Here is a 16,290-nt window from a genome sequence, read left to right as displayed (position 1 = left end):
TTTACTAATAATGATTATTATTAACAATAAAAAGAATCATTATCACGATAGACTGTTCCCTGGGAGGTTCAGCCAACTAAGTGTGAACCTCTGATAACTATTTTCTTCATTAGGGATATCAAGGAAAAGCCTATGTCACTGAACATTACTCCAGAGCTGTTGAAGCAGGCACAGGAGGGTGAGGTTAATCAAGAAGCTTTTATTGAGAGCATCAGGCAATCGTTACCTTATGCCTTTGGAATTGTGGAAGACCTGGCCAAGCGCTTGGCACAGGGTCAAGCGGAATGGGTAGAGCATTCGGTACCACCACCAACTGAGCAAGATCGAGCCCAGCTATTGCGGATGATAGGTGGGGATGCGATTCGTGGTGCAGTGGAACGTTATTTCGGCATCAAGTTAGCATTTCAAAACTGCCACAAAACCGCTATATTTCGTCCAGAAGCTTTAGAATCACCGGCTTATCAGGACTTTATTTCTATTCGCAGTCAAATTCTGAACCAGACACCAGAACTGATCCATTGTTAAAACTAGGCCAGAGGCTCTAGCTACTAGAGCCTAGGCGTGAAAATAGATATCATTAAATAGTAACCTCACAAGTGACAGAACCTTCAGCCAGCTCAAGGGGTGCAGGTTCAAGGTAAAGCTGAATAGCCTCACGCATATTTTCTAGTGCTTCTACTTTAGTTTCACCACAGGAAGTACAACCAGGAAGTTCGGGGCACCAAGCTGCCCAGTCTCCGTTATCTAGATCAGGCTCAAGAATCACTCTCCATTTCATCAGACTTCTCTCTAAACTCAGTATTAAAATTGGTCAGCATTCAGCCCTCAGCGGTCAGCTGTCAGCTTTTGAATAAAAGAGCTAAGCTTTGGCCACAGGCCAAGGGCTTTTGCCCAGACTTTCAATTCTCATTAATCTCGAACTATTAAAATCTCCCGTTCTCGTAGCGTGGCCATAGGCCTGCATAGGTTGATTTTAAGCATGATAGCTGATAGCTGAACCCTGACCGCTGACCGCTGACCGCACCTCAAGTAGCACCATCTGTAGCGCATATGCTTACAAAGCATCAGCGGTCAGCAAATAAGCTGAATGCTTAATACTGATCGCTGACAGCTAAACTAGAATAGAAGGTTAAATAATCTAATCGGTAATTCAATTAGGTTGAAAATACCGCTAGCAGGTCTGGAAATCCTTTCGACGTTGTCCGCAGTTTGTGCTGCACCATCCCGTTTAACAATAATCACATCATTAGGCTGCAAGGTGGGATTAGTTTCCTCGTTAACTGGAGCAGTAAAATCGATTTCAATTTCTCTTTTTTCAACTGTGCCATTGCGATTCAGGCGAACTAATTCGACAGAACCCTTTTCAGCACGAACGTCATCAAATCCCCCAGCGGCAAGCAAGGCTTCATTCAGAGGAGAATTGGGCTTGACTTCCACATTACCAGGTCGTTGAACTTGACCAACCACATTGACCGGGATGGCAGCAGCAGAAAGGTTGGAATCTGCTAATGCCAATGCTACCTCTGGAGCAATTTCGTCAGCTTTGGTAACAAGAATTGTATCTCCCTCCTTTAAGAGGATATCCTGAGAGAGGTCACCCTGTCGCAACAATTGCCAAAAATCCAAGGCAATTTCTTGTTGTGTACCCCCTTGGGTCAAACGTCGCACTTTAACTTGGCGAACGTTAGCGTCTTGGGTAATGCCTCCAGCGATCGCGATCGCTTGGGTTACAGTTGGTGGTGCATTGGTGCTACGGATATCAGCACTACCGATGTTAATGTTGTTATTACCCAGAGTTTCTCCCTTGACCACATAAGCTCCTGGGTTAATCACTTCCCCGACCACAGCCACTTGAATCGGACGGCTGGCATTAGCTGCAAAACTGGCATTGGACAATAGACGGGTTTCCTCTGGGTTGATAGCAGTAGTAGTTCGGAGCAAGATTTCATCCCCATCCCGCAAGGTAACATCCTGCCTGATATCACTTCTGTTAATCAATTGCTGGAGATTGATATAATAAGTATTGCGCTGCCCAGAGCCTTCACGACGCCGAAGTTCTACTTGCTTAACGTCTGCTGTTAGGGTAGCCCCCCCAGCCAAATTAATCGCTTGAGTCAGGGAGGGAAATTGCTGTCCTTCATTCAGACCCATGGTGTAGGCTCCAGGGCGACTCACTTCCCCAGCCACGGAAATTTTTAAAGGACGGGGTTTCACCAGACTCAAGGAAACTACTGGGCGTTTGATGTAAACTGAAAAGGCACTGGTGACGAGTTCGCTAGCTTGATCGAGAGTTTTTCCCCTTACAAATACACTACCAATCAAGGGTAAGTTAAGGGAACCGTTCACCAGTACTTGATACTGACCACTGTATTCATCAACATCAAAGATATTCAGATTAAGAACATCTCCAGCATCAAGGGTATAAGCTCTGTCTGGTGGTAAAGAGTTACGCACAGGGGGTGTGGCTGCTGATACCGTGTTACTCTGATTCACCTTAATGAAGTCAGCAATGGATGGTGGAGCTGGTACCTCGATCGGGGATGTTGAAGCTGGTACCTCGATCGGGGATGGTGGAGCTGGTACCTTGATTGAAGGGATTTGAGCTAGGCTAGGTTTAGGTAGGGTAATAGCGGAAACCACCAGTAAGCTTACACCCACCACTGGTCTAGTCAATCGTGGTTGTAGACTACTGTGATTCTTAGCAATTTCGCTTAAAATATCAAGGGGTCTTTTTTTTCCTGGGTTAACTGTATTGTTCATAAACATATTGACTCTTGCTAGATAAAGACACACTAAATTGTTCAGAAAATCCGGAATATGTTGTGACTCAAGCCACCTCACCAATCTGTTTAGGGTTGTTTAGGGTTCATTGACGCTTCCCTTGGCCTGTCATGTGTAATTGGTTATTTGTAAGCATTCAGCTATCAGCGTGTCGCGTATCAGCTATCAGTTATCAGCTTATGGGCTATGGACAGGCTACTTGAGGTGCTTATGGGCATAGGGTAAGCAAAGGGAACAGCTTTTGAATAAGCGATGCAGAGGTGCGACCCGTGGCGAATTTAATTCGCCTACGGAAAACGCACCATTACGGTCTTGGGGAGGCAGCGCGGCCAAAGGGGGTCTCCCCCATGAGCGACTGCCGTGGTTTCCCCCACTCGCTATTGCATCAAGACAACAGGTAAGCATTAGTTTAATCTGAGTTATGGAAAGCTGTTCCCGTAGCGTGAGCTAAAAGCTGACGGCTGACCGCTGACGGCACCTCAAGCAGCGTGCGCGTAGCGCATATGCTTACGGTTATTGGTGAGCTTGATCTGGTCTAGTGTTTCATCTCTTGATAGGCAACCTATAGGTAAAGCGCACTCACTACTATGACGTCTCTGATTGTGGTTGCGTCAATAATAACAATTGACAACTGACAATTGGTGAAGACATAGATTAGCCTGGTAGAGCGACATTGTTAAATATCCGTTATAGCGGTTTTTAATCTAGTAAGGTACAATTTTTTTGGTTTTAGGGAGCAGGGAGCAGGGAGCAGGGAGCAGGGAGCAGGGAGCAGGGAGCAGGGAGCAGGGAGCAGGGAGCAGGGAGCAGGGAGCAGGGAGCAGGGAGCAGGGAGCAGGGAGCAGGGAAGAGGGAAGAAGGTATGTGTACCTGATGAGGAGAAAACGCGCAATATCAGTTGGTTCTACTGAAGGGAGCAGGGAGCAGGGAACAGGGAGCAGGGAGCAGGGAGCAGGGAGCAGGGAGCAGGGAGCAGGGAGCAGGGAGCAGGGAGCAGGGAGCAGGGAGCAGGGAGCAGGGAGCAGGGAAGAGGGAAAAAAATATGTGTACCTCATGAGGAGAAAAAGCGCTATATCGGTTTGTTCTACTTAGAGGATACTCGTAGCTGGAAAGTTCCCCATCTGACCAACTGCTGCTATAAGTAATTAGTCATACTTAATTCTTAATACCCACATAATAGCACTGACACCAATCTGTTCCCCTTTGCCAACTCTAAGTCAGCAGGTTATACTTGACTAGTAGCTTGCCATTCATCAAGACAGAAGGGGGTATTATTTTTTTTTGTGACGATTTAAAATAGAACCAAAGTTATTTAATAACACAAGATAATTTGTCGCCGTTGTCGGGAAAAGGTTACAGTAAATAAAAATTTACGAAAACAGTATCAACAAAATAGTTTTACAATAGTTATAATCAAAATAATTATAAGTGATGTTTGAAGTTATGGGGTAATTCACCTAGGTAATCAACTTAATTATCTCTATTTTTTTTTAGCTCTTGCCTCCGGTTTATAGTTTGACGAACGTAACGTTAATTTTTATCTCTATTTATATCTATCCCTATTTATATCCCTAAACAACTTAGCCTTAGCCATAATTATCGACAATCTAGGATAATTAACTAAATTTAAAAGACTGTCGCTCAGGGCTATCAATTAGCATTATTGTTCTTTATTATAGTGTACACTTCGATTCATGATATCTAACATGGATAGTTAATATTAACATGACATGAATCGTTTATTTCCTGAGAAAAGTTAATGAAAAAGGCACTGGTTTGTGGAGTATCTGGTCAGGATGGAGCCTATTTAGCAAAATTGCTCTTAGACAAAGGCTATACTGTCTGTGGCACATCACGGGATGCTCAAATGTCCTCCTTTAGGAACTTGGTGTATTTGGGTATCCGAGACCAAGTTAAGTTGGAATCAATGACACTGACGGATTTTCGTAGTGTATTGCAAGTGCTGACAAAATTCCAACCCTATGAAGTTTACAACTTGGCTGGGCAAAGTTCAGTGGGTTTGTCTTTTGGACAACCGGTAGAAACCCTAGAAAGCATAGCGACTGGCACGATTAATTTACTAGAGGCAATTCGCTTTACTGGTGCTCCCATTAAACTCTATAATGCTAGTTCTAGTGAGTGCTTTGGGGATACTGGAGACAAAGCCGCTGATGAACAGACTCCCTTTCGTCCCAGAAGTCCCTATGGTGTTGCTAAAGCAGCAGCGTTTTGGGAAGTAGCTAACTACCGTGAAGCCTATGGGTTATTTGCCTGCTCTGGTATTTTATTTAATCATGAGTCTCCCCTACGACCAGAACGATTTGTGACCCAAAAAATTGTTAGTGCTGCTTGTCGGATTGCTAACGGTAGTCAAGAGAAGCTTCGTTTGGGCAATATGGCAATTCAGCGTGACTGGGGTTGGGCTCCTGAATATGTTGAAGGAATGTATTTAATGCTACAGCAAGACCAGCCAGATGATTATGTAATAGCGACAGGGGAGAGTTATAAATTAGAAGATTTCGTGGCAACGGCGTTTGCTACAGTTGACTTGGACTGGCAAGAGCATGTGGTGACCGATAGCAACTTATTCCGACCGACTGATTTGGCTTTAGGGAAATCTAACCCAGCTAAGGCAAGGGATAAGTTAGGCTGGCAAGCCCAATACAAAATGCCGGATGTGGTGCGAATGATGGTGGAAGCTCGGTTGGAGAGTTTGTCTAAGTAAAGGGTAAAGGGTAAAGGGGAAAAAGGGACTGGGGACTGAGACGGTGATATAACTGGTGCTGCTGATATAACTCTGTCCCCATTACCCCATCACCCGATCACCCCATCACCCGATCACCCGATCACCAGCCTAAAATCCTCGTAGGGAAAAGGAGGTATTTTGGGCTACCTGTAGGGCTTGGACTAGTTGACCTAAAGAATACTTCAAATGGGAGCCAGCATCCACTGCTACCCAGCCTTGGGGAGTGGCATGCCGCCATTCAAAGTGTAGGTGGGGACCAGTAGAATTACCGGTGCTGCCAACCCGCCCAATTACAGTTCCTTTTTGTACCCATTCCCCAGGTTGGACAAAGATTTCTGATAGGTGAGCGTAGCGGCTTTCTTGGGTACCTTCCTCATGGCGCACCATAACGGTCAAACCGTAGCCACCTAAGAAGTCAGCTGTTACTACTTCACCATCAGCGGCAGCAACAACTGGAGTACCTAGGGGTGCTGCTATATCTGTACCAGCGTGGAAACGGCGATTACCGGAAATCGGATGAGTCCGCCAGCCGAATAGGGAGCTAATGGCAGAAGGAATCGTTACGGGGAACACAAAGCTGGATTGCCTGAAATTGGCCAGTCCTAAGGGTCGTTGGGTGAGATTGTAGTAGGCTAAGGCTGTAGGAAGTTTCCTGACAGACCGATTCCGCCGAGCAACGCTAATCCCACGAGGAACCCATTTAGCTGGACGACTCTTGGCAGGTTTGACTCGATTAAATCTGACCGGTTGAACTGAATTATATGAATTATATCTGACTGGTCGAACCGGATTATATCTAGCAGTTTGAGTACTAATTACTCGTGGTCTGGGTAATTGAGTTACTCTACGGTTCCGTCTACTTCCAGAGATAGCAATTGGTTGACGCCTCGGGGCAACACCACAATTCCCCCTGAGTTGCCCATTTCTGGCTACAGTCCGACAACCCCTTGACCGTTCAGTTAAAACAACTGCCGAGGGGCGAGTGTACCGTTTAGTGGCACCAACATTGTAGTTTGTGCGGTCAATATAGCTATTTTTAGCAGCGGTTTTTGGAACTCTAGGCTGTAATGCTACTGGATTGAGCTTGACTTTCGGTGGCTTGGCGACAGTGGCTTTAGCTGGTACAGAGAATTGGGTTCTACGCTGTACTCGTTTGACTGCGATCGCTTTTGTCCGGACAGATTTCCTAGCTGGTGGAGCAATCGGTTTCTTAACCTGGATAGGCACCGAGGGAGCTACTGATTTCCGGGCAACTTTTGGTGCTCGTGGGGCAATGGGTTTAGTGACCTTGGTTGCTGCTACTGGTTTTGAAGCAGCTTTTGCTGGGGCTGGTTTGGCCACTGGCACAGCTGGCACAGCAAAGGAGCTTGGGGGTGTAGGTTTAGGCAAAGCAGCAATAAGAGTTGGATCAAATGCTGCTTCCGTTATAGATTTGGTAGTGGTGTTGACTGATACAGCTTCTATGGGTGACTGAGTTTTGGCCACAACCATACCGCTGCTGAGGACACCAATACTACTCATCACACTCAGTCCATGGATGAGTTTTGGGCATCGGTAGAAAATGCTATACAGGGTGCTACCAGGGGAGTTTTCTTTGGTCATTTACGACTCACTAAATAATTACTACACAGTTATACTCGCTCGGCTCAGCCATCAGCCATAATTCCGGCGTTGCGTCAGTCTTGGAATGAATAGGAGTAGAGTGGGCATCCTGCCCGCCCGGAAACTGTAACGGGCAAGATGCCTGTTCCACCAAGATGCCCATGCCACGGCAAGATGCCCATGCCACGGCAAGATGCCCATGCCACGGCAAGATGCCCATGCCACGGCAAGATGCCCATGCCACAGGTGCGACCGTTGGCGAATTAAATTCGCTATAGGTGCGCACCGTCAGGAACGGGCAAGATGCCCATTCCACAAAACTATTAAAATCATTCCATTATTAAGCAACGCCATAATTCCTGTTTTGTTGATTAGTTGATGCTTAACATTTGACCCTTAACCGTAAGAGTTCTCAACAACTACGATAGCCAAGACTGATTGTACCGGGCTTGAGCAAAATTTCTTTTGGGGTCGGAGTATCGTGTAGATGCACTCGCAGTTCGCCCCTAGGGGTTACCCCTGTTATGATGCCTGGATTTCCTTCTACCATGACCTGGCTTCCTTGATAATTGAATAGCGCTAGATATCGTGGTAGCAAACTATTCATTCCTTCCTCTGACCAGAGTTGATATCCGGACAGTAGTCCTTGTAAAACAATCGCAGCCAGCATTTCTATAGAAGTCACAGTGGCATAGGACTCGGGTTGCCAAAATGAGCGCAAATTGATGCCAGATTCCGGCACTTCATTGCTCCAGTTAATTCCGACACCCACAACGGCTTTGGTAATTTGACCCTGTTTGACACGGGTTTCTGTTAGAATACCTCCGAGTTTGCGTCCCTTAAGTAGTAGGTCATTTGGCCACTTCAGAGACACAGGCATAGCGTAAGCTCTCAAAGCTGTAGCAATTCCCCAAGCACTACACATGCTTAGCTGGGCGCTGTCCAATGCCTGTAACTTGGGAGCTAAAGCTAAGGATAAGTAGAGTCCACCTTTTGGAGATTGCCATTGTCGTCCCCACTGTCCCCGCCCTGCTGTCTGTTGCCCAGCAATAACCATGGTGGGAACTGTTGCACCTTGGTTGAGCAATTCCCAAAGGGTTTGGTTAGTGGATGGGAGAGTGTCAAAGACCTGTAGAGGAATTGGTGGAAATTGCCCCATGGCTGGGGAGTTGAGGGGCAACTGTTCCCTTACTGCTTCCAGAGCAATTTCAAACGCTTGTTGATTAAATGAGCTTTTATTCATTTAAATGATAAGCTCACGTAAATGATTATCTAGCGTGAAGGACATTTATCTCGGCAATAGACTTCTAGAGATTTAATTGTCGCTGAGTCGCGATAGTTCTGGGTTTGGTTATATTCTTTCAATGGTGAAGCATAAAGGCCAGAAAACTGATTATTAGTATCATTGACGGCTACTCCCATGCGAAAGGCTATATCTTCCGATAGGTTGGCAAAATTGACGTATTCCCGAGACTCGCTGGCATAGTTAAAGGACAAGGTAGCATCACCGTAAGTTTGCTCAGCTAGTTTGAGGGGTGTGCCAGGGCCAACACCTTTGGTGGTGCGATAGTTAGGATTTGTGGTGAATAACGCTTCCATTACGGTTGAATTACCCATAGGTGTTCCCATCGGGTAAAGAATATAGTATTGGGGTTGTCCTGATTGGATAACTGCGATCGCATCGAAACCGACAATAAACGGTGACTTCACCTCAAATTTTGCTTTATCCCCTAGGGATTGTTTCAGCTGTCCCAAGGTCATTCCCAACTTAGCCGGTCCAATTCCTTTAGGAGAGATAGTAAAGGCATCTGATGCTGGTGGAGACAGTTTGGTTGTGGACTTTGAACTGCCAGATTTAGATGTGTCCTCTAAATTAGGCGGGCTTGGCATCGGTTGGGAAACCGGTGTTTTCTTAGTTGATGGAGTAGGCGACGGGCTACAGCTCATCAGCACCATCAGCAAACTCGTGATTAACCATCGAGATTTCATCAAAAATTCACGGCTGGATACTCCCCTGACACCCCATTGGGGTTAAACCTGAGAGGTTGCGCCGCGCCTCCTACAAAACAATTAGTTGATCAGTTAATGAACATTTAACCTATATATTTTAATTGATCGCTGTTTTTTGACGATTGACGGTTAACTGTTAAATCTCAATAGTAACTCTCAACAAAAACAATAGGTGCGCTTTCCGCATCTAATTATTAAATTCGCCACGGGTCGCACCTCTAGCTATTTTCCTGAGTCAATAATTTCTTCCCGAATTATTTGTGCGGTAGCCGGAGCAAGGAGTACACCATTGCGATAATGACCTGTTGCTAGCCAAACATTATTGTAACCAGGCAGTTGATCAATAACAGGGGCAGGTCGTCCTTCTGGACGAGGGCGTAACCCGTACCATGTGTGGATAATTTCTGCTGTGGCTAGAGCAGGGCAAAATGCGATCGCATTCTGTCTGACCACCTCCAGTAAGGCTGGTTGTGCTTCTACATTACCTGCATCATCGGGAAACTCAACTGTTGCGCCCACCCAGTAGTCTTGCTTACCTACTGGCAAAATATGAACATCATCACGAGTAATCACTGGCTGAAAATCTTCATATCCCATGGGCTGTGGCAGCCGCAATTTTACTCCTTGTCCCAGTACTGGTTTGAGAGTCAGAGGCAGATCTCGACTAACTTGCAAGTCTTGTGGTTGGAGCATCTTAATCAGCCCAGATGAACCCAACCCAGCAGCCACTACTAGCCAATCTATCTCTAGGGTTCCAGAATCAGTAGAGATTTGGGAGCAATTGAGAGAATTGTTGAGATCGGAACCTATGGATTCAAAGCCTTTAACTGTGATTCCAAAATTAAACCTAACCCCATTGGCCTCAGCACCAGCCACTAATACTTGGGTTAGGGCAGTTGGATCAATTTGTAGGTCTTGGGGAGAATAGATTCCAGCAATAAATTTATCTTGACTCAGCTGAGGGCAACGGTGCTTAACTTGGGGAACATCCCAAATTTCTAATTGCCAACCTTGGGTGAGGCGAGTTTGTACTAGTTTTTCCCAAGAGGCCAAGTCCTCTCCAGGCAAACACAGCTTCAAGATACCGTTGCGATTGACTGGAATCTGGTATCCCGTGAGTGCCTCTAATTCAGGAATCAGGGTCTGATAGCGCTGGATACTGACTTGTCGCAGCTGCCACGCCCTACCCTTGACTTTTTTACTAATGGCACCCATCAGTACCCCTAAAGCAGCACCAGTAGAGCCTTGTGCTGGCAGATGCTGGTCGAGCACAGTGATACTTAGCCCATTTACCCGACTAAGTTCATATGCGATCGCTGCTCCAACGATACCGCATCCAATAATAGCGACTTTACTCACAATTTTATCGATAACTTTTTAACTAGTGGGAATTAGTTCCAAAAAGTTATCAAATTTTTTCAAGGCTGCTTCGTAGTTTTTGAGTGCTAGCTGGGAGTTGCGCTCTACAGAAGCTTCATCAATTTTCACCAAAGATTTCAACAATACTTCAGCCGCTTGCTTGGCTGCTTTCTGGTCTTTGGGAAGAAGTTGACCAGCCAGATAGTTACTGCTGCGCCCTAGATCTCCTAACGGACCATGGATAAATGAACTAATATCTACCCAGTTTTCGTCTTGAATGTTGGCTTCGAGAACTGGCATTTTCTCGCGAAGCTCAAGCACTCTAGTAGCACTTGTCTGGATTTGGGCAATTTTTTCAGGGGTGTAGGTAGGAGCGGTGGTGGCACTTGGGCTACCACAGCTGACCAAAAAGGTCATCACCATTGCCAGAATCACAGTCAGAATAGACCGATAACTTCTCATCATCATTGTTTGTTCGCTAGCCAACCTCTCGGGAAAACTACTTAAGGTTCTTGACACTCCCCGCCAGCTTATGAGCGGGGATTCTTAGTTCTACGACACGCCTTGTCTTGATGCAGTCGCTCATGGGGGAAACCCCCAAGACCGCTTAGGTGCGCTTTCCGTAGGCGAATTAAATTCGCCACGGGTCGCACCTCTGCATCGCTAAAATTAGTTATCCAGCAAAGGCAGTACTTAAGCCAAATACCCGTTTAAAAACGCGCATATCGAGCCTAATTTAACTAAACGAGCGTGGGCTTATCTCCCTAAGCGTTGGGTCTCCCCCGTTCCCGTGTGCCCCACGGTACGTTTAGTTTTAAAATTTTATTTTACTGGGGTTTCGGTATCTGTTAAGATCCATGCGTTTTGGCGAGGTATGCGCGCTCCTCGTGTACTAGTATCGCTTTACGTCGTTGTTTTAAATTGGCAGTACCGACGAATCCTGCCTGTACTAGGCTACATGTTTATTCTATCACACTTTACTTAAAAGCCGTCCTATAATAACGGGGCTTTAAACCCAAAATTTTTGGTCAAGTACTATAACCCAATATTGGTCACATCAAACGAAAAGTTTAATACCCAATAGGGCACCTTGACCACTGATTGCATCAAAGCTTACCAACCCAAGCACTACTTTCAGCAAGATCTTGGTTGGCGACATACTAATTAATTCACGAGCTGCTCAGGTAGAAGCTACTGACTGCTGTTTGCCTTTCTCAAGCTTGTATCTGAGCTGTATAAATGTCAGATTAACAAGTTTATACAAAAATTAGAATTGGTTTGAAGTTGAGAATATCAAATTGATTGGTATCATGGTAAAAGCTAATAATTGGGATAACAATTATTAATTTCTCGATCATGACGGATTTTTAGTTTTAATTAAAATCAAGTCAAATAAGACTATATTACTAGTTCAGCAATCGTTACTGATGGAAATATTGACTAAGGCTTAAGCTAAGTAATGATGAAATAAATTCGCCAACCCTGATCACAAGATATTCTACCAAGCTATCATAAAACAAAATGTGATTTATAGTACTAAAAAATCTTTGGCTCTCTTTTCTACTCTTCCCTACTCCCTACTCCCTACTCCCTACTCCCTACTCCCTACTCCCTAAAACTCCAATGAGCGATCGCAATATTATTACCACCGAAGCGGATAAGCGAGGTGGTAAACCTTGTATTCGACAGATGCGCATAACAGTTGATGACGTTTTAGGCTGGCTAGCAGCTGGTATGTCTCACGCCGAAATTGTCGATGACTTTCCAGAATTGACCGAAACAGACATTAAAGCTTGCCTAGAATTTGCTGCTGATCGCGACATCGTTTAATTGCCACGGATACTGAAAAATTCAAGCTTTGCGTCTTAGAAACGGCACCAGTATTTCACTAATTTCCTTCGACCAATGCTCCTGAGGGTAATGTCCAGCTTCCTCCAGCTTCACCAATTCCCCATTCTTAAGCTGATTAGCAAATTGCTCAGCTTGGTCAACCGGAAGCCAAGGGTCTTTGAGTCCCCAAACAATTAAGGTTGGTTTGTCCCAGTTGCGGAAACCTGATTCAATTTCTGCCATACACTTGTTCATCTGGATATTCTTGATTGTCGCTACCAGAGAACGTCCAGGATCGGAGCTTTTGAGGAAAGGCTTGCGATAGAGATCTAAATACTTGTCTTCAATGCGATAGCGAGACCCCCCTTCCAGACTTCGGTCAACTAACAGGGGGTCTTGGGTTAACATATCTCCGATGAATGGCCATCCCCATTGCTGCATCTTGCTGGGTAACTTGGCAGCCGACGAGACAGGTGTATTGAGAATCACTAGACGCTCAATCTGGTCTGAGTGACGCAAGGCATATTGAAGTCCCACTGAGGCGAGAAAGCCTTGGACAACTAAGGAAAACCTTTCGATTTCCAGCTGTTTAAGGAAATCGCCTAAGGCTTCAATGAACGCATCTGGTGTGTAAGGAAAGTCAAGCCGATCCGGTTTTGCGGATAATCCAGAACCGAGCCAATCTGGTGCGATCGCATCGTACCCTACTTTAGCTAAATCTGGCATGATCTCACACCAGCAAAAACTCTGGGATGGCAAGCCATGAAGCAGTACTACTGGCACTGGTTTACTATCGCCAACGGCTTTAGCTTCCCGATAGAACCATTCCCAAGACCCGACTTCTATAGATTGTTCACTGATGGACACGGTTGTTTTGCCTTTACGCTGTTGCTTGTCGTGTGGCAATCCTGATCGACTTGTGAACAATACTTCCCTTGAAAATAGTTCGTCAGTCCTGAGTGCTGAGTTTTGAGTAAGAACTGTGACTGTTCACTTTTCAGCTCGGATTGCTATATGAGCTTACCCCTGAGTGGGAATTTAGACAAGTGAGGACTCAGGTGCCAGACTTTTATGGCAAGGGGCATGTGTTGCAACCACATACAGATGTTTCTTGTGCAGCTGGGTATGCATTGGTCCACTGACCGTTCCAAAAAGCGCCATGGTCGGCACATGTATCTCCACAAATCTCAGGAGCATAAGTGTTATTGAGAATAGGTTCGATAGCTGGATAATCACAGCCGCAAGAATAATTCTCCCTAGCCTTCTCACGAATCGTGTTTTTCATTTTCCCTAGCCAGCTACGGCTTTGATCATTCACCTTGAACATAATAATATTCTGACCTTGGATGAGCCCAAACATATCACCATAAAGCGGGAACGATTGCTCAAGAGTCTGGAATATGCTGGGACGAGTGGCCATAAGATACTGGGGATAGGGATGACTTGCATCTGCTCCAATACTTGCAATCATCGTTGTGGAGGCTGCCATCGTATTAGCTAGCTTTACAGCAAAGTCACGTGTCCCCCTGTTTTTAGTTGTAGTATTTACACCAATCACATCAGCATAGAAAACTTCTGGATAGGATTGATCTTGATCTGATAACGGCATGACCTTGAAGCCAATGTTTTGCCGTGTGTTTTCACTCATGTTTGACATCGCTTCTGTATAGCCCATGAGTGCACGTCCCCAATCATTACTAAACCACTCTGCCTGCTGGTAGGGCTGCTGCTTGGGCTCCATAGAATCCGTTGCATTCTCATAGCTTGCCATCCCTAGCAACTCTTGCATGTTGTCTATCGCCTGGGAGTTAAGTTGGCATTCATTCTCAGGCAATGGGAAGGGATATTCTCCAGTCAAGCTATGGGCAATGTCTAGGTAAAGAGTAGCATTTGTCGTGCCACCAGCCATATCAAGCATCATGCCCCGAATATCGGGGGGAATCTCGCTGGTATAGGTGCATGAAGACAAAGCACTCTGAATTTCATCTAGGTTCGTTGCATTGGCAATCGCTGGATCATCTTGTCTATAAAATAAGATATTTGCACAACCAAGCTGGGGAATTGCGTAATACTCCCCACCTACCTTAACCCCATCTATTGCGTATTCAACGAAGTCCTCCAAGTTGTCGATTTCACTAGCCTGTATCGGTTCGAGCCAGTTTTTACTGCGAAAGTAGTCGAAAAACATGGCATCGAATACATAAACATCTGCATCTTCAGGAGGATTATTCGAGTAACCCCCATCCCAATCCTCCGAAGGAACGAAATTCAAGGGAACGTTTGGTTCAACCAAATCCCATTCAGCTTGTATTGCTGTTTGGAATTGCTCAAGCCGAGGAACGTATGGATACAGTGCAACCTTTAGCTCTGTAGCCAATGCTTCTCCTATTCCTAGAAGACTGATAGCCAAGGCTAAAATTAGGGTCAAGCTGAAATTAATTAGTTTTTTCATCACTATTTCATCACTACATATCTAGCCCCTTTTTTCCCTCGTGGATCAATCAGTGCCTGCTGAACTTGTTGACAATCAGTAGCAGGCAGCAGTGGCAAGGATTGCCGACTTGTTCGAGTTGAGTAACCCGGGGGAATCGAAGCCAAGAACCATTGGAAACCTTTATTCTGACATCGGTTCCCCTAGCATATTATGAGTTCATTTTTCTTGCGCTTACCCTGGAACACTTGGTTCTTCTTTTGATCAAATTACTAAATTTTACACTAAAAGTATAAATTTTTATAAATAATTGGGTAGATTTATCTTAGGTTGTAATAAAAAGATACAAATTACGTTACTAACTAGCAGTTAACCATAGGAGATTAGGCGTGAACGCAGCTGAACAAGCAATCGGCTTAGAAGTCACCACCAAAATTGCGGCTGTTGTGAATTTGTTTAAGTCTGAATTCCCTGATGCCAAGGCTGACCTCAAGCCTTGGACCAATGACCCGGAAACCCGAGAACTGGTGGATCCTAACTCCATTGACATTGGTTTTCACTTCCCTGGCTGGAGTAGACGCTTCCAAAGTCGAAGTATTTTGTTACAGATTCGGTTTCATAAAGACCACTTGGATCAATCTCATCGGCTGATTGGTTTGGAAGCGACCGCCTTTAACCATCAAGGAGAAGCTTGGCGACTGTCCACAGTGGAGCGTTGGCAAATTATCGGTAATTGTCAGCCATCAGCTGAAGTGGGGGAAAAGCTAAAACATTTCTGTCGTCAGGTGTTTGAGTTGTTTCTCTGATTGAACTTGTTGAATCTGGTTTCAAGCCAATAACCTTGGCCAAAAGGCCACGCTTTAGGCTTTGCCGACGCTGCGCGAAAGCCAACAACCTTCAACATTAAACCTTAAACCTTCAACATTAAACCTTAAACCTTCAACATTAAACCTTAAATCTGATATCCCCTTGGTGTAATCATCCAATCCTGATGAATATCAGTGCTTTGATTACCAATTAGCACCATAGTTAGCATATCAATGGGTATTTCCAGCATTTTGTCAAGAGTTGTGAGAGTGATGTTTTCATCGTCTCGATAGGCTGAAACCACAATGGCTACAGGGGTATCAGGCTTACGATGCTTGAGAAAAATCCGTTGTGCGATCGCAATCTGCTCAGTACGATTACGCGATCGCGGATTGTACAACGCAGTCACAAAATCTGCTGCGGCTGAGGCTTCTAGACGCTTTTCGATTACTGGCCAAGGGGTCAATAGGTCACTCAAACTAATGGCACAAAAATCATGCATCAGGGGTGCTCCCACACGAGAGGCAGCAGCTTGTAAGGCTGTAATACCAGGAAATACTTGCACCTGGGGTGTCTTACCATCCCAGCCCCTAGAGCGCAATTCTTCTAGGACTAACCCCGCCATACCATAGATACCGCAGTCACCAGAGGAAACCACTGCTACCGTTAATCCCCACTCAGCCAGTTCAATAGCCCGTTTTGCTCGTTGGGTTTCTTGGGTAAT

At 45.4% G+C, this 16,290-nt stretch carries 17 protein-coding genes; 5 read left to right on the top strand and 12 right to left on the bottom strand.

All coding sequences use genetic code 11. From position 1 onward, the window contains the following. Positions 1-132: 132 nt before the first annotated feature. Positions 133-525 carry an SCO5389 family protein gene (locus F6K38_RS05480; RefSeq protein ID WP_008179650.1) on the top strand — a complete coding sequence of 131 codons (393 nt, stop codon included), beginning with the start codon at positions 133-135 and terminating at the stop codon, positions 523-525. 52 nt (positions 526-577) lie between these two features. On the opposite strand, the gene F6K38_RS05475 is transcribed toward F6K38_RS05480, so the two are convergent. Together F6K38_RS05475 and F6K38_RS05470 are read right to left on the bottom strand one after the other, a co-directional pair. Beyond that, positions 578-778 (bottom strand): type II toxin-antitoxin system HicB family antitoxin, encoded by a 201-nt coding sequence (locus tag F6K38_RS05475; RefSeq protein ID WP_008179652.1) that lies wholly within the window; start codon positions 776-778, stop codon positions 578-580. Positions 779-1,116: 338 nt separating this feature from the next. After that, on the bottom strand, positions 1,117-2,760 hold the full coding sequence (locus tag F6K38_RS05470) for an SLBB domain-containing protein (protein ID WP_008179654.1): 1,644 nt from the start codon (positions 2,758-2,760) through the stop codon (positions 1,117-1,119). Positions 2,761-3,050: 290 nt separating this feature from the next. Between F6K38_RS05470 and F6K38_RS05465 the strand changes: the two genes are divergently transcribed. Next, a complete protein-coding gene (locus F6K38_RS05465) occupies positions 3,051-3,182 on the top strand; it encodes a hypothetical protein (RefSeq protein ID WP_267871983.1) in 132 nt (43 codons plus the stop codon). A 303-nt stretch (positions 3,183-3,485) separates the two neighbouring features. Here the strand turns inward: F6K38_RS05465 and F6K38_RS05460 are convergent, their stop codons facing one another. After that, positions 3,486-3,836 carry a hypothetical protein gene (locus F6K38_RS05460; RefSeq protein WP_287356236.1) on the bottom strand — a complete coding sequence of 117 codons (351 nt, stop codon included), beginning with the start codon at positions 3,834-3,836 and terminating at the stop codon, positions 3,486-3,488. Positions 3,837-4,540: 704 nt separating this feature from the next. Between F6K38_RS05460 and F6K38_RS05455 the strand changes: the two genes are divergently transcribed. Then, positions 4,541-5,506 (top strand): GDP-mannose 4,6-dehydratase, encoded by a 966-nt coding sequence (locus F6K38_RS05455; RefSeq protein ID WP_071106964.1) that lies wholly within the window; start codon positions 4,541-4,543, stop codon positions 5,504-5,506. 129 nt (positions 5,507-5,635) lie between these two features. On the opposite strand, the gene F6K38_RS05450 is transcribed toward F6K38_RS05455, so the two are convergent. From F6K38_RS05450 to psbQ, 6 genes are all read right to left on the bottom strand, one after another. Then, positions 5,636-7,129, bottom strand: coding sequence for a M23 family metallopeptidase (locus tag F6K38_RS05450; RefSeq protein ID WP_008185431.1), 1,494 nt, complete (start codon positions 7,127-7,129; stop codon positions 5,636-5,638). Positions 7,130-7,139: 10 nt separating this feature from the next. Then, positions 7,140-7,445, bottom strand: a complete 306-nt coding sequence (locus F6K38_RS05445) for a hypothetical protein (protein ID WP_271970023.1) — start codon at positions 7,443-7,445, stop codon at positions 7,140-7,142. Positions 7,446-7,541: 96 nt separating this feature from the next. Then, positions 7,542-8,372, bottom strand: a complete 831-nt coding sequence (locus F6K38_RS05440; protein WP_008185433.1) for a biotin--[acetyl-CoA-carboxylase] ligase — start codon at positions 8,370-8,372, stop codon at positions 7,542-7,544. 29 nt (positions 8,373-8,401) lie between these two features. Continuing rightward, on the bottom strand, positions 8,402-9,118 hold the full coding sequence (locus F6K38_RS05435) for a hypothetical protein (protein ID WP_229414541.1): 717 nt from the start codon (positions 9,116-9,118) through the stop codon (positions 8,402-8,404). A 243-nt stretch (positions 9,119-9,361) separates the two neighbouring features. Continuing rightward, the gene (locus F6K38_RS05430; protein WP_008185439.1) at positions 9,362-10,498 is read right to left on the bottom strand and encodes an NAD(P)/FAD-dependent oxidoreductase; all 1,137 of its coding nucleotides are present in this window, start codon (positions 10,496-10,498) and stop codon (positions 9,362-9,364) included. Positions 10,499-10,516: 18 nt separating this feature from the next. Beyond that, positions 10,517-11,017, bottom strand: a complete 501-nt coding sequence (gene psbQ / locus F6K38_RS05425; protein ID WP_229414543.1) for a photosystem II protein PsbQ — start codon at positions 11,015-11,017, stop codon at positions 10,517-10,519. 1,104 nt (positions 11,018-12,121) lie between these two features. On the opposite strand from psbQ, the gene F6K38_RS05420 reads away from it, so the two are divergent. Continuing rightward, positions 12,122-12,328: a DUF433 domain-containing protein gene (locus F6K38_RS05420; protein WP_008185444.1), complete on the top strand. Its 207-nt coding sequence runs from the start codon at positions 12,122-12,124 to the stop codon at positions 12,326-12,328. Positions 12,329-12,349: 21 nt separating this feature from the next. Here F6K38_RS05420 and F6K38_RS05415 read toward each other — a convergent pair whose 3' ends face one another. Both F6K38_RS05415 and bcmE read right to left on the bottom strand, forming a co-directional pair. Continuing rightward, a complete protein-coding gene (locus tag F6K38_RS05415; RefSeq protein WP_008185446.1) occupies positions 12,350-13,195 on the bottom strand; it encodes an alpha/beta fold hydrolase in 846 nt (281 codons plus the stop codon). Between the two features lie 202 nt (positions 13,196-13,397). Continuing rightward, positions 13,398-14,780 (bottom strand): thiamine pyridinylase, encoded by a 1,383-nt coding sequence (gene bcmE / locus F6K38_RS05410; RefSeq protein ID WP_008185449.1) that lies wholly within the window; start codon positions 14,778-14,780, stop codon positions 13,398-13,400. Between the two features lie 368 nt (positions 14,781-15,148). Between bcmE and F6K38_RS05405 the strand changes: the two genes are divergently transcribed. Further along, positions 15,149-15,565 (top strand): Tery_1686 family protein, encoded by a 417-nt coding sequence (locus F6K38_RS05405; RefSeq protein ID WP_008185450.1) that lies wholly within the window; start codon positions 15,149-15,151, stop codon positions 15,563-15,565. Between the two features lie 146 nt (positions 15,566-15,711). On the opposite strand, the gene cobJ is transcribed toward F6K38_RS05405, so the two are convergent. Beyond that, a partial coding sequence (cobJ, locus tag F6K38_RS05400) for a precorrin-3B C(17)-methyltransferase (RefSeq protein WP_287356234.1) occupies positions 15,712-16,290 on the bottom strand: 579 nt, incomplete at its 5' end.

Source organism: Moorena sp. SIO3B2 (genome assembly GCF_010692525.1).
GTDB classification, from domain to species: Bacteria; Cyanobacteriota; Cyanobacteriia; order Cyanobacteriales; family Coleofasciculaceae; genus Moorena; species Moorena producens.
This window is presented reverse-complemented; position numbering and strand designations above follow the sequence as displayed.

Excerpts from the sequence above, each read along its gene's own strand:
- F6K38_RS05455 (WP_071106964.1), top strand. The coding sequence starts at position 4,541 with ATGAAAAAGGCACTGGTTTGTGGAGTATCTGGTCAGGATGGAGCCTAT.
- F6K38_RS05450 (WP_008185431.1), bottom strand. The coding sequence starts at position 7,129 with ATGACCAAAGAAAACTCCCCTGGTAGCACCCTGTATAGCATTTTCTAC.
- F6K38_RS05435 (WP_229414541.1), bottom strand. The coding sequence starts at position 9,118 with ATGAAATCTCGATGGTTAATCACGAGTTTGCTGATGGTGCTGATGAGC.
- F6K38_RS05440 (WP_008185433.1), bottom strand. The coding sequence starts at position 8,372 with ATGAATAAAAGCTCATTTAATCAACAAGCGTTTGAAATTGCTCTGGAA.
- F6K38_RS05475 (WP_008179652.1), bottom strand. The coding sequence starts at position 778 with ATGAAATGGAGAGTGATTCTTGAGCCTGATCTAGATAACGGAGACTGG.
- F6K38_RS05420 (WP_008185444.1), top strand. The coding sequence starts at position 12,122 with ATGAGCGATCGCAATATTATTACCACCGAAGCGGATAAGCGAGGTGGT.
- bcmE (WP_008185449.1), bottom strand. The coding sequence starts at position 14,780 with ATGAAAAAACTAATTAATTTCAGCTTGACCCTAATTTTAGCCTTGGCT.
- F6K38_RS05460 (WP_287356236.1), bottom strand. The coding sequence starts at position 3,836 with ATGAGGTACACATATTTTTTTCCCTCTTCCCTGCTCCCTGCTCCCTGC.
- F6K38_RS05480 (WP_008179650.1), top strand. The coding sequence starts at position 133 with ATGTCACTGAACATTACTCCAGAGCTGTTGAAGCAGGCACAGGAGGGT.
- F6K38_RS05470 (WP_008179654.1), bottom strand. The coding sequence starts at position 2,760 with ATGAACAATACAGTTAACCCAGGAAAAAAAAGACCCCTTGATATTTTA.